Annotated in this window: 17 protein-coding genes, 6 tRNA genes and 2 pseudogenes; 14 read left to right on the forward strand and 11 right to left on the reverse strand. The window is 61.2% G+C overall.

Annotation, left to right across the window (positions count from 1 at the left end; genetic code table 11):
* Nucleotides 1–76 precede the first annotated feature (76 nt).
* From BM110_RS26455 to BM110_RS30250, 3 genes and pseudogenes are all read left to right on the forward strand, one after another.
* The gene (locus BM110_RS26455; RefSeq protein WP_093514433.1) at nucleotides 77–1,489 is read left to right on the forward strand and encodes an aminotransferase-like domain-containing protein; all 1,413 of its coding nucleotides are present in this window, start codon (nucleotides 77–79) and stop codon (nucleotides 1,487–1,489) included.
* Between the two features lie 1,023 nt (nucleotides 1,490–2,512).
* Nucleotides 2,513–2,710 (forward strand): annotated as a pseudogene (locus tag BM110_RS30245) (HAMP domain-containing protein); the annotation flags it as partial.
* Between the two features lie 18 nt (nucleotides 2,711–2,728).
* Nucleotides 2,729–3,571 (forward strand): methyl-accepting chemotaxis protein, encoded by an 843-nt coding sequence (locus tag BM110_RS30250; RefSeq protein WP_371322049.1) that lies wholly within the window; start codon nucleotides 2,729–2,731, stop codon nucleotides 3,569–3,571.
* 36 nt (nucleotides 3,572–3,607) lie between these two features.
* Here BM110_RS30250 and BM110_RS26465 read toward each other — a convergent pair whose 3' ends face one another.
* Nucleotides 3,608–4,420, reverse strand: a complete 813-nt coding sequence (locus BM110_RS26465) for an alpha/beta fold hydrolase (protein ID WP_093123095.1) — start codon at nucleotides 4,418–4,420, stop codon at nucleotides 3,608–3,610.
* 183 nt (nucleotides 4,421–4,603) lie between these two features.
* Nucleotides 4,604–5,374, reverse strand: a complete 771-nt coding sequence (locus tag BM110_RS26470; RefSeq protein ID WP_092247910.1) for a hypothetical protein — start codon at nucleotides 5,372–5,374, stop codon at nucleotides 4,604–4,606.
* Between the two features lie 360 nt (nucleotides 5,375–5,734).
* Here BM110_RS26470 and BM110_RS26475 point away from each other — a divergent pair.
* The 6 genes from BM110_RS26475 (at nucleotide 5,735) to BM110_RS26500 (ending at nucleotide 6,405) form a co-directional block, all read left to right on the forward strand.
* Nucleotides 5,735–5,810, forward strand: a tRNA-Glu gene (locus BM110_RS26475).
* Between the two features lie 3 nt (nucleotides 5,811–5,813).
* Nucleotides 5,814–5,889 (forward strand) — tRNA-Gly (locus tag BM110_RS26480).
* Between the two features lie 103 nt (nucleotides 5,890–5,992).
* Nucleotides 5,993–6,068 (forward strand) — tRNA-Glu (locus tag BM110_RS26485).
* Nucleotides 6,069–6,071: 3 nt separating this feature from the next.
* Nucleotides 6,072–6,147, forward strand: a tRNA-Gly gene (locus tag BM110_RS26490).
* Between the two features lie 103 nt (nucleotides 6,148–6,250).
* A tRNA-Glu gene (locus BM110_RS26495) sits at nucleotides 6,251–6,326 on the forward strand.
* Between the two features lie 3 nt (nucleotides 6,327–6,329).
* A tRNA-Gly gene (locus tag BM110_RS26500) sits at nucleotides 6,330–6,405 on the forward strand.
* An 89-nt stretch (nucleotides 6,406–6,494) separates the two neighbouring features.
* Here the strand turns inward: BM110_RS26500 and BM110_RS26505 are convergent.
* On the reverse strand, nucleotides 6,495–7,232 hold the full coding sequence (locus tag BM110_RS26505; protein ID WP_371914800.1) for a response regulator transcription factor: 738 nt from the start codon (nucleotides 7,230–7,232) through the stop codon (nucleotides 6,495–6,497).
* Nucleotides 7,233–7,239: 7 nt separating this feature from the next.
* Between BM110_RS26505 and BM110_RS26510 the strand changes: the two are divergent.
* Nucleotides 7,240–7,911 (forward strand): annotated as a pseudogene (locus BM110_RS26510) (extracellular solute-binding protein); the annotation flags it as partial.
* Between the two features lie 59 nt (nucleotides 7,912–7,970).
* Entirely contained in the window at nucleotides 7,971–8,222 is a 252-nt protein-coding gene (locus BM110_RS26515) for a hypothetical protein (RefSeq protein ID WP_071492230.1), read from the forward strand.
* An 11-nt stretch (nucleotides 8,223–8,233) separates the two neighbouring features.
* Here BM110_RS26515 and BM110_RS26520 read toward each other — a convergent pair whose 3' ends face one another.
* Nucleotides 8,234–9,739, reverse strand: a complete 1,506-nt coding sequence (locus tag BM110_RS26520; protein WP_093514435.1) for a MocR-like pyridoxine biosynthesis transcription factor PdxR — start codon at nucleotides 9,737–9,739, stop codon at nucleotides 8,234–8,236.
* Nucleotides 9,740–9,817: 78 nt separating this feature from the next.
* On the opposite strand from BM110_RS26520, the gene BM110_RS26525 reads away from it, so the two are divergent.
* On the forward strand, nucleotides 9,818–11,479 hold the full coding sequence (locus BM110_RS26525; protein WP_093514436.1) for a M24 family metallopeptidase: 1,662 nt from the start codon (nucleotides 9,818–9,820) through the stop codon (nucleotides 11,477–11,479).
* A 45-nt stretch (nucleotides 11,480–11,524) separates the two neighbouring features.
* On the opposite strand, the gene BM110_RS26530 is transcribed toward BM110_RS26525, so the two are convergent.
* From BM110_RS26530 to BM110_RS26560, 7 genes are all read right to left on the reverse strand, one after another.
* Entirely contained in the window at nucleotides 11,525–13,264 is a 1,740-nt protein-coding gene (locus tag BM110_RS26530; protein WP_093514437.1) for a dipeptidase, read from the reverse strand.
* Nucleotides 13,265–13,432: 168 nt separating this feature from the next.
* Complete coding sequence (locus BM110_RS26535; protein WP_092247936.1) at nucleotides 13,433–13,900, reverse strand: allene oxide cyclase barrel-like domain-containing protein; 468 nt, start codon at nucleotides 13,898–13,900, stop codon at nucleotides 13,433–13,435.
* A gap of 114 nt (nucleotides 13,901–14,014) precedes the next feature.
* Nucleotides 14,015–15,232 (reverse strand): phospholipase D-like domain-containing protein, encoded by a 1,218-nt coding sequence (locus BM110_RS26540; RefSeq protein WP_093514438.1) that lies wholly within the window; start codon nucleotides 15,230–15,232, stop codon nucleotides 14,015–14,017.
* 154 nt (nucleotides 15,233–15,386) lie between these two features.
* On the reverse strand, nucleotides 15,387–16,034 hold the full coding sequence (locus BM110_RS26545) for a MotA/TolQ/ExbB proton channel family protein (protein WP_093514439.1): 648 nt from the start codon (nucleotides 16,032–16,034) through the stop codon (nucleotides 15,387–15,389).
* A 17-nt stretch (nucleotides 16,035–16,051) separates the two neighbouring features.
* Nucleotides 16,052–18,334, reverse strand: coding sequence for a TonB-dependent receptor (locus BM110_RS26550; RefSeq protein WP_093514440.1), 2,283 nt, complete (start codon nucleotides 18,332–18,334; stop codon nucleotides 16,052–16,054).
* 24 nt (nucleotides 18,335–18,358) lie between these two features.
* Entirely contained in the window at nucleotides 18,359–19,087 is a 729-nt protein-coding gene (locus BM110_RS26555; RefSeq protein WP_093514441.1) for an energy transducer TonB family protein, read from the reverse strand.
* 2 nt (nucleotides 19,088–19,089) lie between these two features.
* Complete coding sequence (locus BM110_RS26560) at nucleotides 19,090–19,497, reverse strand: ExbD/TolR family protein (protein ID WP_071492239.1); 408 nt, start codon at nucleotides 19,495–19,497, stop codon at nucleotides 19,090–19,092.
* A gap of 190 nt (nucleotides 19,498–19,687) precedes the next feature.
* Between BM110_RS26560 and BM110_RS26565 the strand changes: the two genes are divergently transcribed.
* The gene (locus BM110_RS26565) at nucleotides 19,688–20,242 is read left to right on the forward strand and encodes a GNAT family N-acetyltransferase (RefSeq protein WP_092247951.1); all 555 of its coding nucleotides are present in this window, start codon (nucleotides 19,688–19,690) and stop codon (nucleotides 20,240–20,242) included.
* Nucleotides 20,239–21,813 (forward strand): alkaline phosphatase D family protein, encoded by a 1,575-nt coding sequence (locus tag BM110_RS26570; RefSeq protein WP_093514442.1) that lies wholly within the window; start codon nucleotides 20,239–20,241, stop codon nucleotides 21,811–21,813. Before BM110_RS26565 ends, BM110_RS26570 begins: the two co-directional genes overlap by 4 nt.
* Nucleotides 21,814–21,827: the final 14 nt, after the last annotated feature.

Genomic DNA, 21,827 nt, shown 5'->3' on the forward strand with positions numbered 1-21,827 from the left:
GTTGGCGAGGGGCCGACATGGGCTTCTGTGCTTAACTGTCCCGGGTTGAATTACAGACAGTTGAAGTGAGTGGCGCATGGATTTAGGGATCGATCGACAAGCCCTTGTACCGGTGGTGCAGCAAATCATCAGCGCGGTGGCGCAATGGATTCGCACGAGTGGGGCGAGCCCTGGTACACGCTTGCCCTCCGTTCGCCAGGTGGCCCTCGATAACCTGCTCAGCCAGTCCAGTGTGATCGAGGCATTCGAGCGGTTGGTCGCCCAGGGCGTGCTGGTTTCGAAACAGGGGTCGGGTTTCTGCGTGGCCCAGCCACCGACGGTGCACGAAAACCAGTGGTATGAAGGTGCCGAGCGAGATTGGGGCGCCTTTGCCGATAACCCGTTGGGCGAGCTGAAACTGGGCTGCGGCTGGCTGCCTGATGCCTGGCGCGAAAGCGATGACATCAGCTACGCGATTCGCGAAGTCACCCGCTGCGACACGGCGGCGCTGTTCAACTACAGCACCCCATTGGGGCTTCCGGCATTGCGTGAGCAATTGCTCAAGCGCCTGACACAGGTCCACATCCCCACCCACCTTGACGGCATCCTCACCACGGCGGGCGCCAGCCATGCACAGGACCTGCTGATACGCACCCTGCTCAAGGCCGGCGATTGCGTGATGGTTGAAACGCCGGGGTACGGCAACCTTTATCGGCAACTGGTCTTTCATGGTGTGCAACTGCTGCAGGTGCCACGCACCCGTGGCGGGCCGGACATCGCGACGCTTGAGGCCTTGCTGCAGCGTCATCGGCCCAAATGCCTGTTCATCCATAGCCTGTATCACAACCCCACCGGTTCCAGCCTGAGCCGCACCGTGGCGGAGCGTGTGTTGGAGCTGGCGCACCGCGAGAACTTTTTGATTATCGAAGAGGACGTGTTTGGCGATCTGCAACACGCCAGTTGCACGCGGCTCTCGGCGTTACCCCACGGTGACCGGGTGATCTACGTCGCAAGCTTTTCCAAGACCCTGAGCAGTGCCTTGCGCGTGGGTTATCTCAGTGCGAGCACGGCGATCATCGAGCAATTGGCCAGCCTCAAGACCCTGACCGGCTTCGGCACTTCGCGGTTTGCCGAGGCCGTAGTGGCGACGCTGCTGGCTAATGGCACTTATCGCAAGTGGGTGCAGCGCCTGCGCAAGCGGCTGAGCGCGCAAATGGCTGCGACCTTGCAGGTGCTGGAAGATGAGGAATGGGAGGTGTTCGCCAACCCTGCCGGCGGGATGTTCGTGTGGGCGCGGCCAGGGGTTGGGGATCGGTCGCGGTTGCAGGCGTATGCCCGGCGGCTGGGGGTTTTGTTGTCACCGGGGGCACTGTTCAGTCCAACGGATGAGCCCAGTGAGTGGCTGCGAATCAATGTGGCCTATGCTGATGATCAACGGGCACTGGCGTTATTCCGCGCCATGGGACCTGCAAGATCGACCTCGACCATTCTGAAAACGACGAGCGTGTAGCTTTTTGCCATTATTGTGGCGCCAATGACTTGTGTTCGGTGCCTTGTGGTTGCCAATCTCGCCTGTGTAAACCGGGCTTGATGGCATCTGCCATTGCAAGAGGATGCAAGTGCAATGATTTCGGCCGTGCAACGACGCTTCGCCAACCTCGGTATGGCAAAAAAACTGGGCTTGGGCTTCACCCTGGTATTGCTGTTGACCGCCCTGGTCGCGGCCATCGGCGTGTGGTCCCTGCAATCCGTTGGCCAGCGCTTCGAAGGCCTCAAGGCCATGTCGTCGCTCAACAGTGGCTTGCTCAAGGTGCGCCTGATCGAGCAGGACTACGCGTTGCATGCCGACCCCAAGGCCGTCGACGCCCTGCATGAAAGTGTCGATGGCTTGGCCGCGCTCGCGGCGAGCCTCAAGGCCCAGTCGGCGGCCAACGTGCCCGTCATGACGGATGTCGAACAGGCCCTGGCCGCCTACCGCAAGGCGTTCGATGAGTTTGTCGAATTGACCCAGACCAAGGACCTGGCGTTGGAAATGGCCAGTTGGTCAGTGTCCAGCGTGGCCAATAATCTCGATGTGCTGCAGGCCGGGCTGGCTGACGACGGTGCCTATGGCCTCAAGGAAAGCCAGGGCAAGGAGGGCGCCGAGTTTATCGAGCAGGCAGGGCAGGTCAGCCAGGTTTCACGGCTGATGTTGCAAGCCATGAACGAAGCCCACATACGTCTGGACCAGAGCCGCAAGGTAGACGCCGATGACGCCGAGCAAGGCAAGATCGAGCAGGCCGACCAGGCGCTGGCCCAGGTTGAAACACTGAAAACCGCGGTCAAGGACCCCGGTTACCAGACGGTGTTGAATGAGGTCTCCGGGCATATTGCTTCGTTCAGTGAAAAACTCGGCGAGTACACCGGCCTGCTGGCCCAGGAGAAGGTGGTCTACAAGCAGTTGCATGATCGGGCCGAGCAAGTGGTCGGCCGGGTCAACCAGGCGTACGACACTGAAGACCTGTCGATGCAGGCACAGTTGAAGAAAAGCGCGATGCTGATCATCGGCTCTTCGGCCCTGGCGCTGTTGGTGGGGTTGATCGCGGCCTGGGTGATCACCCGCTTGATCGTCGCGCCGCTGCGCAGCGTGATTGCGGTTGCCCAGCAGATTGCGGCCGGCGATTTGAGCGGGCGCATGGAGGTCAGTCGCCGCGATGAGATCGGCCAACTGATGCAGGCGATGCAGCAGATGGGCAATGGCCTGAGCCATATGGTCAGCGGCCTGCAGGCCGGTATCGAGCAACTGGCCAGCTCGGCTCACTCATTGTCCAGCGTCACCGAACAAACCAATGTCGAAGTCAGTAGCCAGAAAGAAGAAACCGAGCAGGTCGCCACGGCGATGAACCAGATGACCGCTACCGTGCATGACGTGGCGCGCAACGCCGAAGAAGCCGCGCAAGCCGCACAGACAGCGGACGACAAAGTCGACAGCGGCCAGCGTGTGGTGCGCCAGAGTTTGCAGCGTATTGAATTGCTGGCCACCTCCAGCACCAGTGCCAGCGCCAGCATCGAGAGCCTGAGCGCCGAGATCCAGAACATCGGCACTGTGTTGAGTGTGATCAAAAGCGTGGCCGAACAGACCAACCTGCTGGCCCTCAACGCGGCTATCGAGGCCGCCCGTGCCGGCGAGCAGGGCCGTGGTTTCGCGGTGGTGGCGGATGAAGTGCGGGCGTTGGCCAAGCGTACCCAGCAATCGACCGAAGAAATCGAGCGGCTGGTCAGTACGTTGCGCAACGCGGCCCAGTCCTCGGTGCAGCAGATCCAGCAAAGCGGCGAACTGGTGAAGCTGGCGGTGAGCGATGCCTTGGAGACCGAGAGCGCCTTGGGCAGCATCGCGGTGGCGGTGTCGCTGATCCAGCAGATGAACCAGCAGATTGCCGCGGCGGCCGAGGAGCAAAGCTCGGTGGCCGAGGAGATCAACCGCAGTGTCACCAGTATCCGTGCCAGTGCCGATCAGTCGGCATTGAGCATGCAGGGCAACGCCGCATCGAGCATTCAGCTGGCGCAGCTGGGCGCGGAACTCAAGGGGATGGTCGGGCACTTCCGCCTGTGATCGCAGCGTTCATGCGGCGATCACAGGGGAGGGCGGTCAGGCGTTGTTGGCGAGGAAGGTCAGTAGGGCTTCGTTGACGAAGTCCGGGTTTTCCCTGGCGCTGATATGCCCGGCTTGCGGGATCAGGATCAGGCTGCAGCCGATCAGGCCGGCCATTTCCTCGGATTCGGCAGGTGGGCGCGGTTTGTCCTGTTCGCCGCACATCACCAGGGTGGTGTCGGCGTCCAGCTTGGGCAACTGTCCCAGCACATCTTCGCGACTGAAGATCAAGCGACCCAGGGGCACGATGCTCTGCAGCAGGCGCTCCTTGGAGTAGCCCTGCAATTGCTTGCGGAAATCCTGATACAGCGCGGATTCGCGGTCGATACCCGGGCGGAAGAAGATCGGCGCGACCACGTCCAGCAACGGCCCGGGGATAGCGCCGGCGTCTTCGATCATCTTGAACAGCGAGAAGTAATACTGGCGCGTGGCTTCGGGCTCGGCACCCAGGTAGGTGTCCATCAGCACCAGGCTGTTGATGCGCTCGGGAGCCAGCAGCGCCAGGCGTGCCCCCCACATGCCGCCGACCGAGAGGCCGACCAGGTTGATCTGTGGAATATCCAACTGGTCCAGCAGGGCCAGGGCCTGGCGCGCGAGGTCGTCGAGGGAGCGGGTTGGTGCGGGCAGCGGGCCGGATTCGCCATGGCCCCACAGCTCGGGCACGATCACCCGGTACTGTTGCGACAGGGCTTCGATCTGCGGCGCCCACATGTCGCGGTCCCACAGGTAGCTTGAGCCCAGCAGGACGACGGGGCCGGAACCCTGGTCGACGTAGTGCAGCGGTTGTCCATCAATGACGGCGACAGGCATAGCGGGCCTCTGACTTCATGGAGTGAGGGGCACTTTTTTACGCTAGTCGGGGGCGGGGGGATAGATGCAAAGTGATGGCATCTCGTGAAGCAGCGAGGTGGTTTGTACTGGCCTGGCTTTTATTGCTGTGGTGAGCGTGCTCACCACAGCAATAAAAGCCAGGCCAGTCTTCCAGCCGGCGAATCAGTCGTAGATGACTTTCTTCTTCCACTCGGCGTCGGCGTCGACCACTTTGAGGCCTTCGGTCAGTTCGTTGACTTCGTCTTCGGCCGGCTTACTGTTGGTCAGCACCGTGGAGTTGGCGCGTCCCAGTTGGGCCTCCAGGTGTTGCAGCTGTGCGCTGTAGATCACCGGCTCCGGCTGTTTGCGCAGGTACTGCACGCCACGCTCGAATGCCAGCCGCGCCTGGCCCGGCTGGCCTTGCTGCAGGGCGTGCTGGCCGAGGTTGTTGAAGAACTCGATATGCAGCAACACCAGGATATGGCGGATCTCGCGGATCCAGTGCTTGGCCTCGTTGGCCGGCAGGAAACCATCCTGGGCCGCACGGGTGACCTGGCCGTGCAGAGCTTCGAGCAGGAAACGCACATCCTTGGCCTTGGCTTCGGTCTGGATTGGCGCAGGCGGGTTGTTCACCGGGATCGATTCGCCCTGGGCGACCAGCGTATTCAGCTCGGCGATGCGGGCCTTGAGCGCCATGCTGCCTTTATTCAGGTTCAGCAGGCGCTGGTTGACGTTGAGTTCCAGGCGGGTCAGCAACAGCTTGAGCGCTGGGGTCATCAACTGGCCAGGGAAGGTCTCGGTGATTTCACCGCAACGGCGCAGGCGATCGTTAAGCTCGATCTCGGTGCGCTTCTTTTCCAGCTTGTTGTTTTCCACCACGTGGTTCATGTAGCCAATGGCGATCAGTATTGCGATCCCGGCTATTACCAGCAGGGTGATCATGAGTGGTGTCACCGGTGTGACCTCTTTATAGGGTTTACAGTGGAGTGTAGTGACTGGGCCATCCGGCGGATAGGACTGATCGACCAGTTGCCCGGGTAGTTTGCTTCTACAGGCATAGGCGCTCCCTGCATGGATGCACATTGCCATCATTTGCTGGAGCGAACTATAGCGTCTTGTCGGGCGCCAGAATATAGGCGTCAAAGCCCGGACGCGCACAATCCCCCCATGAGCCCGAAAAGCTGGGGGAAGTCATTGATTTTAATAAATTTATCCTTGGGGGTTGACGATCTTTCAATCCGTCCATAGAATGCGCGCCACTTAACGCGTAAAGCACACAGCAAAACGCGGTTAAGCAGTGAATGTTGTACGTGTGTCCCCTTCGTCTAGTGGCCTAGGACACCGCCCTTTCACGGCGGTAACAGGGGTTCGAGTCCCCTAGGGGACGCCATTTGCGGGAATAGCTCAGTTGGTAGAGCACGACCTTGCCAAGGTCGGGGTCGCGAGTTCGAGTCTCGTTTCCCGCTCCAATTTAAGCAGTGTGGCCCTCGGGCGGCACTGAGTGAAACCAGGGCATGATCTTCGGATCTAATCCCTGGACACTGAAATGCACACCATGTGTTTCAGTTGTGTGTCCCCTTCGTCTAGTGGCCTAGGACACCGCCCTTTCACGGCGGTAACAGGGGTTCGAGTCCCCTAGGGGACGCCATTTGCGGGAATAGCTCAGTTGGTAGAGCACGACCTTGCCAAGGTCGGGGTCGCGAGTTCGAGTCTCGTTTCCCGCTCCAATTTAAGCAGTGTGGCCCTCGGGCGGCACTGAGTGAAACCAGGGCATGATCTTCGGATCTAATCCCTGGACACTGAAATGCACACCATGTGTTTCAGTTGTGTGTCCCCTTCGTCTAGTGGCCTAGGACACCGCCCTTTCACGGCGGTAACAGGGGTTCGAGTCCCCTAGGGGACGCCATTTGCGGGAATAGCTCAGTTGGTAGAGCACGACCTTGCCAAGGTCGGGGTCGCGAGTTCGAGTCTCGTTTCCCGCTCCATATTCGACAAAAACGCCGATCAGCAATGATCGGCGTTTTTGTTTGTGCGTGATTTGTGCAGAGCCGCCGCAGGCCCGCTGCGGCTGCGTTCACTGCGCCGTCTGGGCCTCCTGCGCCGGCATGAAAAAACGCGCAAACAACTCGGACTGAGACTTGATGTTCAGTTTGTTGTAGAGGTTGCGACGGTGAACTTTGATGGTCTCTGCCGACAGGTTCAGCTTGCCGGCGATTTCTTTGTTGGAAAAACCGCTCAACAGCAACTTGAGCACATCTTTTTCGCGCGCAGTGATTTGTGTGCCCAGTTGCACGATGGCCTCTGACCAGGGTGGCGGTTCGTCCTGGCTTTTTTCCGCATCAGTCTCAAAGCACATGCGTTGATGCATCAACGCCATCACCCATGGCTTGATAATGTCCAGGGTCGCGATCTGCTGCGGGCTGTATCGCGCGTTGCTGCCAAATGAAATGCACAGTGTTCTGTCGGCGTCGAGTTGTACGTTGTACTGCACCTCATCCACGCTGATGTACTGGGCGAAATACTGGTGGTAATACTCGGTGGTCAGGAAGTGCTCCGGCGCAATGTCGGACAGATGAAAAAAGCCGCTCTGCGGGTTTTCGCGGTTGGCAATGTAGAACGGGTCGAGCAGGTACAGCCCTTTTACGTAGCGCTGGGTCAACGCGTCCACTTCGTCCGCATCGGCGACCTCAGTCACGCTGACCACCCGTACCTGGTGGTCGCTGAAGATCAGCACGACCCAGTTGTCGATCTGGACGTATTCCTTTAGCACGCGAACCAGTGAGCTCCAGAACGCCGGTCGGTTCAGTTGCATGATCAGCGTCCCGGCCGACCTGGGCGAGAATGCCCCGGTGGACAGCTGGGACCTGATCTTCAAGGAAGAGAACATCAGCAAGCTCAAGTCGTGTGGCGTGGCGATGCTCGATTCCCCGAGTGAAATCATTTCGATCGCCTTGCATTATCTCGGGCTGCCCAGCAACAGCCAGAACCCTGAGGATTACCAGAAAGCCCAGGGGCTGCTGCTGAAGATCCGCCCTTACGTCCTTTACTTTGATTCATCCAGGACGGATGCCGACTTTGCCGATGGCAACATCTGTGTGGTGGTGGGCTGGGCGAGCGGGGCGCTGACGGCACAGGCCATCAATGAAAAAAACAACACCGGGCGCAAGATTGCCTACAGCCTGCCGCGCGAGGGCGGGTTGGTGTGGTCGGAAAACTTCGTGCTGCTCAAGGATGCGCCGCATGCCAGGCAGGGTCTGGCGTTTATCAACTACATGCTTGAGCCGCAAGTGATTGCCAAGAGTTCCAACCACACGCTTTACCCCAACGCCAACAAGGACGCTACCGAGTTGGTCGAGCAGAAGCTGCGCGACAACCCCTGGATTTATCCGTCCAAAGAGACCATTGCCACACTGGTTCCCCTTGAACCGCTGCCCTTGAAGTTGGAGCGAATCCGCACGCGTGTGTGGACCAAAGTGAAGAGCGGCACGTGACCGGCTGAATGACCAGGCATGCCGGGCTGTTGCAGGCGTGCCGTTGAAGGAGATCAATCATGGGCCAAGCGGAATATCAGCGCGACGTGAAGTCGGACGATGACGAGGCGTACACGCAAATCGAAGAACAGATCGGCCACTGTACGCCCGAACAAGCCTGGGCCATGTATTACGTCTCGACCGGCATGGTGCGTGAGTACATTACACGGGCGGTGATGGAGCATATTGGCCGGGGCAACCGGGCGCTGCTGCTGGAGTTCCCGGAACTGGCCCGGGCCGAAGAGAAATCCCGCTTCCTGTTGCCGCTCTAACCCCATGCCGATCAGCGATGATCGGCATTTTTGTGTGCGCACAGGTTCACCGCTTTGGCCAGGCGCACCGTGGCCTCACCGATTTCCGCCTGATTGAGTGAGGCAAAGCCCAGGCGCAACGCATTTTCCGGCCGGTCCATCGGCGAAAACTGCCGACCACTGCGTACGACCAGCCCATGCTCCAATGCGGTGGCCACCATCTGATCGACGTTTATCCGATCTTCAAAACGCACCCACAGCGCCAGCCCGCCTTCGGGTTCGCGCACCATGATCCGATCACCGAATGCCGCATGCAGACAGCCCTGCAAGGTTTCGCGGCGGGCGCGGTATTCCTTGGATACCCGACGCAGGTGTTTCTTCAATTCACCCGCGTTGATCAGGTCCGCGAGCATCTTCTGCGCCACCGCGTCGGCATCGCCCAGCATCAACGCAGCGTTGCCGTGCAGGGCTTCAATGACGGGTGTGGGAGCCACCACATAGCTGCAGCGAAACGTCGAGCCGAGCGCCTTGGACAACGAGCCGACGTAGAGCACATGGCGCTGTGAACGGTCGCTGGCCAGCGGCAGGTAAGGTCGCCCGTTGAAGTGATATTCGTGGTCGTAATCTTCTTCGATGATGCAGAACTCATGCAGTGCCGCCAATGCCAGCAACTGTTGCCGCCGCGCTGCGTGCAGGCTCACGGTAGTGGGGAATTGGTGGTGCGGCGTGAGATAGATCATCCGCACCTTGTGCTCGCGGCACAGACGATCGATCTGGTCCGTGCGGCAGCCTTCGTCGTCGACATCCACGGTGACCAACTGCGCGCCCAGCTTGCGGAAAATCTCCCAGGCCGGCGGGTAGCTCAGGCGTTCCACCAGCACCACGTCGCCAGGTTTGAGCAGCAGGCTGGCGCTCAGGTACAGCGACATCTGGGTGCCTTGGGTCAGGCAGATATTCTCGGCGCTGACCGTCAGCCCGCGGTTGTTGCGCAGCATTTCGGCCAGGGCGCAGCGCAACTCATAGCCGGTGCCCTCACTGCCATAGCGCACCGTATTGGAGGCGAAGCTGTTGCGCAGGGCATTGCGGTAGTGGCGGTGCAGCACGGCTTGGGGCAGCAGGCGGTGGTCACTGGTGCCGTTGTCGAAAAACAGTGCGCCACGCCGATGTTGCAGTGCCATCGCCTGGGCGTTCTGGGTGAAGTACGGCGCGTTCGCCTGGGCCAGGATGGGCGGTGCGAAGGACGGTTGCGCGCGATTCGGCACTGGCTTGGGCGCCAATTGCACATTGACGAAGGTCCCGCGTCGCGGCTCGCTGACCAGCCAGCCTTTGGTCATGGCTTCTTCGTAGGCCAGGATCACGGTCTTGCGGTTGACGTCGAGCAATTGCGCCATTTCCCGCGTGCCCGGCAGCAAGGTGCCGGGCGGCAAGCGACCCTCGACGATTGCCGTCACCAGGCCTTCGGCGATCTTGCGGTAGGACGCCTGGCTGGCGCTCTCGTCCAGCTTGAGCAGCGGCCGCCATTTACGCATCTGGACCATCTGAAGTATCCAAAACTGGAGGTTTTAATGGGCCTAGTCTAGCGCAACAATCAAGCCTCACTCACCCCCGAGGTTGTTATGAATACACGTCATGTCATCGAACTGTCCCCCTCGGGGAAAACCTTTGAGGCCGGTGATGAGCTGTTGCTCGATGCGATGCTCGCCAGTGGCCTGTCCGTGCCGTTTTCCTGTCGGCGCGGTGCCTGTGGATCGTGCAAGGTGGTAGTCGCAGAAGGGCAGTACCGGGCCAGGCAGTTGGCGCCGAACGCCCCCGCGCCGTGCTATCCGTTGGCGGCGAATGAAATGTTGTTGTGCCAGAGCCACGCTTGCGGCGATATGCGCCTGGAAATTCCCGGCTGGTCCCTGGACACCCCCGCGCTGAGTGTCGAGGCGCAAGTGCTGAGCAAGTGCGCATTGAGCCCTGACATCATTGAGCTGGTGCTGATGCCGGACCTGCCATTGGCGGTGCGTGCCGGCCAGTACCTCAAGTTCCGTCTGGTCGACGGTGACTCGCGGTGTTTCTCGATCGCCAACCTGCCGGCCGAAGATGACGGGCGCCTGGTCTTTCAGATTCGCCAGGTGCGCGGCGGGCTGTTTTCTGAGGCTGTTCTGGGCGACCTGGAGGCCGGCGACGTGCTGCAACTGGAGGGGCCTTTTGGTGCCTGCACCTGGCAGGACGTGGATGACAGCCCTGTGGTCCTGTTCGCTACGGGCACCGGCTACGCCGGCATCAAACCGATCCTGCTGAGCGCCTTGAAGCGCAATGTCGAGGTGACGTTGTACTGGGGCGGCGCGCAGCCGGCAGACTTCTATGATCGCGTGTTCCTGGACCAGTCCGTCATCGATCACCCGCGTTTTCACTGGCACCCGGTGCTGGCTTCGCAGGGGCGCGTGCAGGACGTTGCGCTGAGCCATGGGCATCGTTGGCAAGTTGCCCAGGTGTACGCGTGCGGCAACGGCGCAATGATCCGCCAGGTCCGCGAGCAGTGCCTAGACGCGGGCTTGCCGGCTCACCGGTTTGTCGCCGAAGCCTTTGTGCCCAGTGGTGGCGCAGGCACGCAAGCGCCTACACCTGCGTTCGACCCGATCTGGGAAAAAGTCGGCCCCCGTTATTCGTTTGACGGCATGCTGGCGGCCCGTGACCAATCCATCCGCGCCCTGGCGGCCATTGCCAGCCGACTGCGGGTGGGCATGACCACCGGCGAAGCCCTCGACATGGCCGCCGAACAACTGCAGGCCATGGGCGCATCGCACACCTGGCACCCGACCTATATCCGCTTTGGCGCCGACACGGTCCGCCCACCCCGCGAAGGGATCGACCGCCAGCGCAGGCTGCGCGCCAGCGATATCGTCGTGGTTGATTTGGGCCCGGTGTGGGACGGCTATGAAGGCGACTACGGCGATACCTTTGTGTTCGGTGACGCGCCGTTGCACCTGGCCTGCACGACCGCGCTGCACGAGGTGTTCGACGAGACCCGCGACGCCTGGTTGCGAGGCCTCACCGGTCGAGAGCTGTATGATTTCGCCGAGCAGAGCGCCGTGGCAAAAGGCTGGAGGCTGGCGCGCAACCTTGCGGGGCATCGCCTGGCGGATTTCCCCCACGCGTTGTTCGAGAACAAGGAACTGGCGGATCTGGACATCCCACCGAGTGAAATGGCCTGGGTGCTGGAAATCCAGCTGTGCCATCCCACGGAACCGGTCGGTGGTTTTTTCGAGGATATGTTGAGGCTGCAAGCCTGAAGAGCCCGCCGTTGCGGCGGGCTCCTTTGCATCAGTGCTTTGGGCTCAGAGCTTCGGCAGCTGACCGATACGGCCCATCATTTCGGTGACGATCTGCAGGTCGAGCAGGAACTGGTCGACGGTCTTGAACTCGCCGTCGGTGTGCCCGGTGTACTTGACTTCCGGGCGCGCCAGGCCGAATTGCACGCCGTTGGGCAGTTCATGCACGGAGGTTGCGCCGGCGGAGGTGCCGAACTTGTGCTCCATGCCGAGGTTTTCCGTGGCGACTGCCAGCAGTGCCTTGACCCATTCACCTTCCGGGTTGCGGTACATCGGCTCGGCCACCGAGTAGGCGAAGTCCACCTTGACCTTGGCTTTCTTGTCCCAGGCGTTCAGCTTGTCGGCGATCTCGGCCTTGAGTTTCTCTGGCGACTTGCCCTTCGGCACCCGCAGGTTCACCGCCAGCTTGAAGGCTTTTTCATCCAGGCCGACAAAAGTCAGCGAGGTAGTCAGTGGCCCCATGAACTCGTCGGAGAAGCCCACGCCCAACTTGCCGCCCAGGTAGTCCAGGCCCCAGTTGTCGGAGGCATACCGCGCCGCGTCTGTGATGTGGTTGTGCTTGAGGGCGATCTTGCCGTCGACGCTGTGGATCAGCTCCAGCATGCGCGCCACCGGGTTGACCCCGGACTCCGGCTCGGAGGAGTGAGCGGACACGCCGGTGACGGTCAGCTTGACGTCTTTGCCGTCGACCTTGGCGGCCACTGCAAAATCGCCGCCGTTGCGCTTGGCGTATTCGCTGCCGGCCTTTTGCAGGCTGGCGGCCAACTCGGCAGGCTTGTCGCTGACGAAGGTCGCCACCGATGCCGACGGAATCTGGTTGGTGGCCATGCCGCCGGTCATCGCGATGATTTCCGCGCCTTTGCCTTCACCCTTGCGGCGCGGGAAGGTTGCCATCACCGTGCCGTAGCCTTTCTCGGCAATCACCACCGGGTAGCCGCCATCCAGCGCCAGGTTGTATTGCGGTGTCGGGTTCTTTTCGAAGTAGTAGGGGGTCGCGTCGCCGGAAGTTTCTTCGGTGGTGTCGACCAGCAGCTTGAAATTGCGCGCCAGTGGCAGCTTTTCTTCCTTGATCACCTTCATGGCATACATCGCCACGACGATGCCGTTCTTGTCATCTTCGGTGCCACGGCCATACATGCGGTTGCCGATCAGGGTGACCTTGAACGGGTCGAGTTTGGTGCCATCTTTGAGCACCCAATTTTCCGGCGTCACCGGCACCACATCGGCGTGGGCGTGGATACCGACGACTTCGTCGCCACTGCCTTCCAGGGAAATTTCGTACACGCGGTTGTCGATGTTGCGGAAGTTCAGGTTAAAGGCCTTGGCCAGGTCCTGGAGCTTGCCGGCGATCTTGATGAATTCCGGGTTCTTGTACTGCGGCAGGCCATCCACGTTGAAGGTCGGGATTTCCACCAGCTCGCGCAGGGTTTCGAGGGCGGCTTTGCCGTACTTCACCCGGGTGTAGATGCCCAGCAGGCGATTGATTTCGTTCTGCTGGTCGGCGCTCAGGGTTTTGTTGTCGAGAAAGGCACTGATTGCCGGGCCGACGTCGCTGGTCTTGCCCAGGTCGCCTTTAGCCAGCGCGCCGAGGAAACCGCGAAAATCGGTGACGGACGTTTCGTTGAAGTTCTTGAGAATCGCCGTGCTTTGCTCGGGCGTGATGTTGGCGAAGGCGGGGCAGGTAACAGCCGAAAGGCTCGCCGCAAACAGGGTGGCAGCCGCCAATTGCTTGAGTGGAAAGTGCATGGAGAGACGCATTCCTTTGCAGGTAGTAAGTAGGAGGTTTCTGATCGATCTGTCAGAAACATTTCCACACACTAACACTGTGAAGGCGTGAGATGGGAGGTGCGGATCAGTGAAATGTCCTACTTCAATAAGAAAACGCCGCGCGTTGATGAGCGGCGTTTTGCGGGTTCAGCGAGGAGTCAGATACAAGGTTTGCTTGAATGTACCGTCGGGCATGGGTTCGGAAGTCATATGGCCAGTGAAGCCGGCATACTTGCCGGTACTGCCCAGGAGTGCGACGGTGGATAAGCCGGTTTCGTACTCCTGTCCGCCGACGACAAGGGTGCCCGTGATCTGCCCGGCGGTATCCACGAACATCAGTGTCCATTGGCATTGGCTGTGAACGCCAGGCTGCGTGGTGACGCAATAGCCATTGTTGTGTCCGATGTCCTGGCGATCCTGATCCATCAGGGGTTGAGCGAAGACAAACAGGTCGCCTTGGGAAGGCCCCGGTGCGCCAGTATCCACGGGCGTCTTGAGGCCCCGTGTACCGTCGGCAAAGGTCACCAGAGTGAGTGTTGGCGGGCTGTTGACGCAGGCGCTGAGTGGAATAAGCAGAAGCAATGTACACAAGGTGCGAAAGGGTGCGGTTTTCATGGCAATGCTCTCATGTCAGTGGGCTCCAGCCGCAGCACCGCTAAAGCTGCGTCCGGAGCCTGAGAAGGCTAGCTGCCAATCTCAAGAATTCAAATGTCCGCAACTGATGGTGTATTACAAAGTACCCGGGTGCGCAGCCGCGTATTCAGCTGTCACATCCAATGCCTTGGCATATGGCCCATCCCACAGCTGCTCATGCAACTCCCCGACACGCCTGGCCATCGCTTCGTTGCGCATCACCACTTCCAGGTTGCGCGAATTATCCAGGTAGCCACCCAGCCAATTGCTGGTGCCGACCCACGCCACCTGGCCGTCGATCTCCATGGTCTTGCTGTGGATCACCCGCGCATAAGGAATGAATCCCTGCCTGGCCTCGGGCAGGGTGACGATCTTGATCTGCACGTTGGGCAGCACCGCCAGGCTCTTGAGGTAGGGCAGTTCCAGCTTGTCGGTGTTCCAGTTGGACACCATCAGCTTGATCGACACCCCACGCGCCGCCGCCGCGCGCACGGCGTTGTCGATCACCGCGTAGTACGGACGGGTCTTGTCCGGTCCGTAGGACAACGGTGCGTAGTCCAGCAGTTGCACGCGCACTTCCTGTTTGGCTTCACTCAACAAGCGCGGCAGTTCCAGCTGCGAGTCGCCCACGCCGCGCGGGTTGTAGCGCTGCGGGCTGGCGACCAGGTAGTTGCCGGTGCGCGGTGGTTCTTTACCCACGACGGGCAGTGGCACCGGCTGGTTGTCGGCCAAGGCCTGCTGGGCTTTCCAGTCTTGTTCGAAGATGGCCTGCACCTGCCCCACGACCGTCGGATCAGTGATGCGCAGGCCGGTTTCGTGGATGTGCTCCAGCGAGCGCCAATCGAAATTCTGGCTGCCGACAAACGCCTGCTTGCCATCCACCACCAGGTACTTGGCGTGGATGATCCCGCCGCTTACACGGGCGTAGGGCAAGACGCGAAAGGTCAGGTTGGGGATCGCGCGCAGGCGTTCCAGGGTGGAGGCCTCCGACAACTTGATGCCTTTTTCTTCGAGCAAAAAGCGAATCTTCACACCGCGTTTGCCGGCGGCTTCCAGGCGCTCGATCACACGGTCCATCACCGAGCCGGGGTGATCGGCGGCGTAGAACTGGCCGATATCGATGCGGCTTTTGGCGCCGTCGAACAGTTCGCTCCATACCGGGCCGGGCTGGCGCAGGTCGTCGGTGCCGAGGGCGGTGTCCACCTGTACGGTGTGTACCAGTTCAAACCCCGGAATCGAAAAGTCCGCCTGGGCCAGCGGACTGAGGAGCAAGCCGGCAAGGCCGGCGATACGCAATTTCAAGGAGACGGACATAACACTCTCTTCACTGATGTAGTGAGCGGGCTTGCCCCGCGCTGGGTGGCGCAGCCGCCCCAAACAGTCCACCGCGTTGTCCCAGAAAGACCGAGGTGCCTGGATATGGGGTGGCTGCGCCACCCAACGCGGGGCAAGCCCGCTCACCACAGGTTTATGCGGTGCGGCTGTGCAGCGGCGTCGGTACCAAGTGCGGCACTTCATTCTGCACACGGGCACCGGTGGCGGCGCAGATCAGCAGGATTTTCAGCTGGTCGTTGATGCGCTCCAGGCGGTCCTGGAAGAAGTTGTGGAACACCACGCAGAACAGCGCAATGGCGATCCCCAACCCGGTGGCGAACAGGGCCGTACCGATGCCACCAGAGATCTGGCCCGGGTCCGACACGCCTGCCGTCGCCAACGCCTTGAAGGTGTCGATGATGCCGAGGATGGTACCCAGCAAACCCAACAGCGGCGCGGCGGTGGTGATGGTTTCGATGATCCACAGGCTGCGGGCCAGCGGCGCGCGGGTGGTCAGGTACTGGGTCTCGATGACGTCATCCAGGTCCTTGCGCGAGCCGTTCGACGCCTTCTGTGCCAGCACCGGCAGCACCATGCTCAACGGCAGGCTGTCACGACGGGTCAGGCTCTCCGGCAGGTCGCGTTCGCTGTGCACGTTGGCGCCGAGCACTTCGGTGAGTGCATGGGCCTGGCGGCGTACATACGCGAAATAAATCCCGCGCTCGATGGTGATGAAGATCGCGATGGCCATCGCGGCATACATCACATAGAAGGTGATGTCGTGGAGCAGGTTCATGTCCATGTTCACTTACCTCGCAATTAGAAATTGGCTTCCAGGGAAACCGTCACGGTGCGTTCCAGGCCCACGATGTAGGCCGGGTCGCCGTCACGGAAACCGCCGTAGGTGGCCGCGTTGGTCTTGGTGGTGTACACGCCGTCCAGGTACTTCTTGTCGAACAGGTTGTCGACGTTCAGGCGCAGCGTCGCGTCCTTGACCACTTTCTTGTCCACCGGCAGGTAGATACCGGCGCCGGCGTTGAATACGGTGCGCCCGGAGATGGCTTCGTCGTTGGTCAAATCGCCGTAGAGCTTGCTGGTGTACTTGCCGCCGAAGGTGCCGTAGAAGCGGCCGTCGTCGTAGCCGATGTTGGCGGCCAGCATGTTTTTCGGCACGTTGGCGAACTGCTTGCCGCTGGTGGGCAGTACGATCGCTTTGCCAGCGTTGTACACGGTCAAGTCGTCTTGCTGCTCGGCCTTGGTGTAGGTGTAGGAGGTGTAGTAGTTGAAGTGATTGGGCAACAGGCCGCTCCACTCCAGTTCCAGGCCGCTGTTGTTGACGGAGCCGGCGTTGATGTCGGCGAAGTCGCCGTTGATATCGCGCGACGACACCTGGCGATCCTTGAACTGCATGTAGAACAAGGTGGCGGCCACGGTCATGTCTTCATCGGTGTAGCGCCAGCCCAGTTCGTGGTTCCAGCTGGTTTCCGGCTTGGCGTCGATGGAGCCTGCGCCCTTGTCGTACAGCACGTAGTTCTGCGGGATGCGCATGTTGCGCGACAGGCTGTAGAACACCTGGTCGCGTTCATCCACCTGGTATTTGAGGCCGGCGTTGGGCAGCAGTTTGTTGTAGGTCTGGTTACGTTTTTCTGCTTGCTCGGTGAGGCTGCCATGGTTGGTGCCGTCACGCTTGACGTTCATATAGGCCAGGCCGCCGATCAGGGTCCAGTCCGAGTTGATGTACCAGGTGTCCTGGGCCCAGACCTTCTGCGCCGGGGTGATGGTGAAGCGGTCGCGACCCTGGATGGTGTTGCCATTGGCATCCACCACCGCCTCGTTAGCGTCCGGCCAGGTGTCGACCGGCTTGCCACTGGCCTTGAGCGGAATGAACGGCTGGGTCTGGCTCTGGCGTGCGCGCTCGTACCAGTAGCCCACTTGCAGGCTGTGATCGCCCAGGTCCCAGTTAAGCTTGGTGGTGATGCCCGGACGCCAGGTCTGGGTGCGTGAAGGGCGATAGTACACGCCGCTGTTCGGGGTGCCGTCGGCGTTGTATTGAGCGCCGGTGGGCAGGTTGCCCAGGTCGAACACGCCGCCCTGGTTCGAGCCGCGGTTCAGGGCATAGCTGGACGAGCCGACGCCGCTGCCGTTACCCCAGTAGTAATACGGGATCACCGACAGCGCGAGGTTGTCGGCCAGTTTGAACTGGGTGTTGAGCACCGCGGTAAACGTCTGGAACGGGTTCTGCGCCAGGGCGTAGTAGCTGTTGTACTTGCCGTTGCTGCCCACGGTGGGGGTGGCGGGGTAAGGGTCGTATTTGCGGCCGTTCTGCTGGAACTGGGCCTTGGTCAGTTGGCTGTAACTGTTGTTGTCCTGCTCGTGGTATTTGAGGATCAGGTTGGCGGTGTTGCCATCGCCGGCGTCGAAGAAGCTGTTCCACTCGACTTTGTCCGCGCGCACGGCACCCGAACCGCGCCACATCTGGCCTTCGGTATGGGAGGCCGACAGCCAGTTGCTCAGGCCGTTGATCTCGCCGGTGTTGAGGCGGGCAAAGGTCTTGCGGGTGGCGTTGCTGCCCATGATCTGTTTGACGAACGCACCGGTTTCCTTGGTCGGGCGAATGGTCACGATACCGATGTTGCCGCCGCTGGAGCCGATGTGCGGGCCGTCGGCTTCCGAAGAGCCCTGGGTGACGAAGATCTGCTCGATGTTTTCCGGGTCGCCCAGCAGGTTGGAGTACAACGCGTAGTTGCCGGAGTCGTTGATCGGCATGCCGTCCACCGACATCCCCACCTGGTCGGAGTTGAGGCCGCGCATGGTAAAGCGAAAGCCCGACAGACCGGTGTTGTCTTCGCTGGAAATGTTCAAGCCCGGGGTGTACTTGAGCTTGTCCACGGCGTTGCCGGTGGCGGTCTGTTTATCCAGCGCTTCCTTGGTCACGGTGGAGCGGCCCTTGATGCTTTCTTCCTGCACCATGTAGCCGCCACCTGCCGTGGCCTTGCCCTGAACCCCAATGGTCCCGACGTCACTGTCACTGGTATCGGCCATGACCATTCCATGGCCCATGCTTGCGGCAACAAGTGCCAGATGAATCCGTGTGAACCTCATCTCTGTCGTCCTGGTGTCGGGTGCTTATTGCACGCTGTAGTTGAAGGTGGCGGTGAAGCGCTGCTCATTGCGGCCCCCGAAGGCTTGCTCGGGGAACGGCTTGACTTGCTTGATGCGACGCAAGCTGTTGGTGGCGGCCCGGTTGAGCAACATGCTCGAGGCCTGGGTTTGCAAGCCGGAGTCGAGAACCCGACCCTGGCGGTCGACCAGCAACCAGACCACCACTTCGCCGCTCGGGCGTTCGAGGGAGGCCTGGCGCCCGGTGGGGTACTGTTTGTAGGTGTCCAACTCGTTGCGCAGCCCCTTGAGGTAACTGCCTTCCAGCGCTTGGCCGTCGACCTTGGGAGGGGCGGGCGGCGCGGGTGTCGGCGCGGCCTGGGCCACGGCCGCAGGCGCCGGTTTGGCGGCGACCGGTGGCGGCGTCGGCGCAGGCGTTGGCTTGGCCACCACGGGTTTGGGCACGGGCTTGGGTTTGGGCTCAGGCTTGGGTTTTGGCAGCGGCTTGGGCGGCGGCGGCGGCGGGGCCGGCTCGGCCTCTTCATCCTCGATCACCGGCGGTGGCGGCTCTTGTTCCACCACCGGTTCCGGGATCACCTCCGGCTCCGGTTCGACCAGCGCCAACTCGACGGCGGACTCGTCATACACCGGTTCGACCTTCAAGGTCTGGGACTGGATACCCAGTGCAATCAGCACCAGAGCGATCAGGGCCGGGACGCTGCCCAGCAGCTGACGCGCACGAAACAATACGTACATGATCAGGACTTACGCGTGGCAATGGACACGGAGGTAAAGCCACCCAGACGCAGGGTGTCCATCACCTCCACCAGGCGCGAAACCTCGACGCCTTTGTCGCTGTTCACGATGATGGTCGACTTGGTGTCAGGCTTTTCGGCCGCTTTCAACGCCGGCACCAGCCCATCGACCGTGAGGTCCTTGCCATCCAGTTGCAACTGGCCTTCCAGGCCCAGGGTCAGGATGAATTTGTTCTGCGGCTTGAGCTGCTGCGAACTGCTGGCGCTCGGCAGTTGGGTCTTCATGCCGAGGGCCGGAATCACGTTCAGGCTCACGAGTACGAAAAACACCAGGAGGAACATCATCACGTCGATCATCGGGATCAGTTCGATGTGCGCCTTGCGTTTTTTCGGTTCGTCCCAGGTTCTCATTCCGCTACCCCGTTATTGAATTAGGGGCGACACGCTAACAACCAAAAATGACCGATTGGTTAACTTTAATTGACGTTTTGAGGCCTCTAGGACGGGTATTACAGGCGACTCTTGGGTCATTTTTGTGACGTAACAGAATTGAAACCCGACAGGGGCATTCTCAAAAACTTTACATCGAGGGCCCCCAAAGATGAGTAGCGAATTGCCATGTCTTTCAACTCCGCGACTTCTATTGAAAGCACTGGAAAAGCACCAGGCCGAGACGTTGTGCACCCTCGCCAACGGGCCGAAGATCGCCGATAACACGGCGAGCATTCCGTCGCCCTATACCCTGCAAACGGCGCAGGATTTTATCGACGGCATGCAGGAGAAATTTCGCTCGGTGGGGTTGTTGAGCCTGGGCGTGCATGTGCGCGACAGCGGCGAACTGATCGGCATCGCCAGCCTGCGCATCAATGCGGCTCATCACTATGGGCACCTTGGCGGCTGGACGGCGGCGGATGCACGTAACCTGGGGTATGCGACCGAGGCGGCGACCGCGCTGATGGACTACGGCTTTGGCGAACTGGGCCTGCACCGTGTGGGCAGCCAGTGTTTCAGTCGCAACAAGGAATCGGCGCGGGTCATGGAGAAAATCGGTCTGCAGTACGAAGGCTGCCTGCGCGGGGCGTTCCTCAAGAATGGGGTGCATGAAGACATGCTGGTGTTCGCCACCCTGCGTGAGGATTGGGAGTTTCGGCCGTGAGCGGCGACGTCGATCACGGTCGGCGGCGGGTCCTCGCCGGGCTGGCCGTTGCCACCACCTTTTCGATCCTCAGCCCGTTTGCGCGCAGTGCCGGGGTGGACTACCCGTTCACTTTGGGCGTGGCCTCCGGCGATCCATTGCCTGACGGGTTTGTGATCTGGACGCGCCTGGCGCCGCTGTTCAATGCTGGCGATGGCCGGGGTGGCTTGAGCCGCCCGGTGCCGGTGCGTTGGCGGGTTGCCCACGATGCGGCGATGACCCGCGTGGTGCGCCAGGGCGAGGTCATGGCCAGCGAGCGCTGGGGGCATTCGGTGCATGTGGAGGTGGCGGGCCTGGAGCCGGGCAGGTCGTACTGGTACCAGTTCGAAGGGCTCGGCGCGCAAAGTCCGGTGGGGCAGTCGCGCACGGCACCGGCGGTGCATGCCATGGTGTCGGCACGCTTGGGGTTTGTCTCGTGCTCCCATTGGGAGCGTGGCTATTTCAGTGCGTATCGCCACCTGGCGCAGGAGCAACCCGACCTGGTGTTTTTTCTCGGGGACTATATCTACGACAGTTCCTACGCAGCGGACTCGGGCAAGATCATTCGTCCCCATGGCAGCGGCAACGCGGTGAGCCTCAGCGACTACCGCAACCGCTATGCCTTGTACAAAACCGATCCTGATCTACAGGCCCTTCACGCTGCTGCACCGAGCGTGGCGACCTGGGACGATCACGAAGTGCAGAATGATTACGCCAATCGCTGGTCCCAGGACCCGAAGATCCCGGTGGGGCAGTTTCTACAGCAACGGGCGGCGGCGTACCAGGCCTTTTATGAGCACATGCCGCTGCGTGCCAGCAGCTTGCCGAAAGGGCCGGACATGCGCATTTATCGGCGTATGGATTACGGCCGGTTGGCCCGTTTCCACGTGCTGGACGGCCGACAGTATCGCTCCGAACAACCGTGCGTCCTGGCCAATGGCAGCCACCAGGGGCATATCGCCGATAACCTCTGCCACGACTTGCGCGACCCTGCCCGCACCCTGCTCGGCTGGCAGCAGGAGGCCTGGCTGGACCGGGGCTTTGCCCAATCGAAGGCACAGTGGGACATCATCGCCCAGGACTTGCTGGTGGCGCCGTTGACCCAGCGCGACCTGACCAACCACAAGCCGGGGCGCTGGACCGATGGCTGGGATGGCTACATGGCCAATCGTTCGCGGATGCTGGCTTCCCTCGAGCGCAACCGGGTCAACAATCCGGTGTTCTGGGGCGGCGATATCCATTCGTTCTGGGTGACGGACTTGCATGCCGATGGCAACAACCCGGATTCGCCTGTGGTCGCCACGGAGTTCGTCGGTACGTCGGTGACGTCCGACGGGCCGCCATTTGAGGCGTTCAGCAAGATCCTGCCGCTTAACCCTCATGTGAAATTCTTTGACAGTCGCCAGCGGGGGTATGTGTCGGTGGAGGTGGAGGCGGGCAGGATGCTCACGCACTTGCGCGTGATTACCGACCCGCGTGATCCGGCGGCCAGGGTGTCGACGCTGAAGTCGTTTGTGGTGGAGTCGGGGCGGGCGGGGGCGGTTGAGGTGTAGGGAAGTTTGTTCTG

The sequence above is a fragment of the Pseudomonas sp. NFPP28 genome (genome assembly GCF_900115535.1).
Taxonomy (GTDB): Bacteria; Pseudomonadota; Gammaproteobacteria; order Pseudomonadales; family Pseudomonadaceae; genus Aquipseudomonas; species Aquipseudomonas extremorientalis.

Coding starts and splice junctions, on each gene's coding strand:
- BM110_RS26540 (WP_093514438.1), bottom strand. CDS start 15,232: ATGTCCGTCTCCTTGAAATTGCGTATCGCCGGCCTTGCCGGCTTGCTC.
- BM110_RS26505 (WP_371914800.1), bottom strand. CDS start 7,232: ATGCAACTGAACCGACCGGCGTTCTGGAGCTCACTGGTTCGCGTGCTA.
- BM110_RS26465 (WP_093123095.1), bottom strand. CDS start 4,420: ATGCCTGTCGCCGTCATTGATGGACAACCGCTGCACTACGTCGACCAG.
- BM110_RS26530 (WP_093514437.1), bottom strand. CDS start 13,264: ATGCACTTTCCACTCAAGCAATTGGCGGCTGCCACCCTGTTTGCGGCG.
- BM110_RS26455 (WP_093514433.1), top strand. CDS start 77: ATGGATTTAGGGATCGATCGACAAGCCCTTGTACCGGTGGTGCAGCAA.
- BM110_RS30250 (WP_371322049.1), top strand. CDS start 2,729: ATGGTCAGCGGCCTGCAGGCCGGTATCGAGCAACTGGCCAGCTCGGCT.
- BM110_RS26555 (WP_093514441.1), bottom strand. CDS start 19,087: ATGTACGTATTGTTTCGTGCGCGTCAGCTGCTGGGCAGCGTCCCGGCC.
- BM110_RS26525 (WP_093514436.1), top strand. CDS start 9,818: ATGAATACACGTCATGTCATCGAACTGTCCCCCTCGGGGAAAACCTTT.
- BM110_RS26565 (WP_092247951.1), top strand. CDS start 19,688: ATGAGTAGCGAATTGCCATGTCTTTCAACTCCGCGACTTCTATTGAAA.
- BM110_RS26550 (WP_093514440.1), bottom strand. CDS start 18,334: ATGAGGTTCACACGGATTCATCTGGCACTTGTTGCCGCAAGCATGGGC.
- BM110_RS26535 (WP_092247936.1), bottom strand. CDS start 13,900: ATGAAAACCGCACCCTTTCGCACCTTGTGTACATTGCTTCTGCTTATT.
- BM110_RS26560 (WP_071492239.1), bottom strand. CDS start 19,497: ATGAGAACCTGGGACGAACCGAAAAAACGCAAGGCGCACATCGAACTG.
- BM110_RS26515 (WP_071492230.1), top strand. CDS start 7,971: ATGGGCCAAGCGGAATATCAGCGCGACGTGAAGTCGGACGATGACGAG.
- BM110_RS26545 (WP_093514439.1), bottom strand. CDS start 16,034: ATGGACATGAACCTGCTCCACGACATCACCTTCTATGTGATGTATGCC.
- BM110_RS26520 (WP_093514435.1), bottom strand. CDS start 9,739: ATGGTCCAGATGCGTAAATGGCGGCCGCTGCTCAAGCTGGACGAGAGC.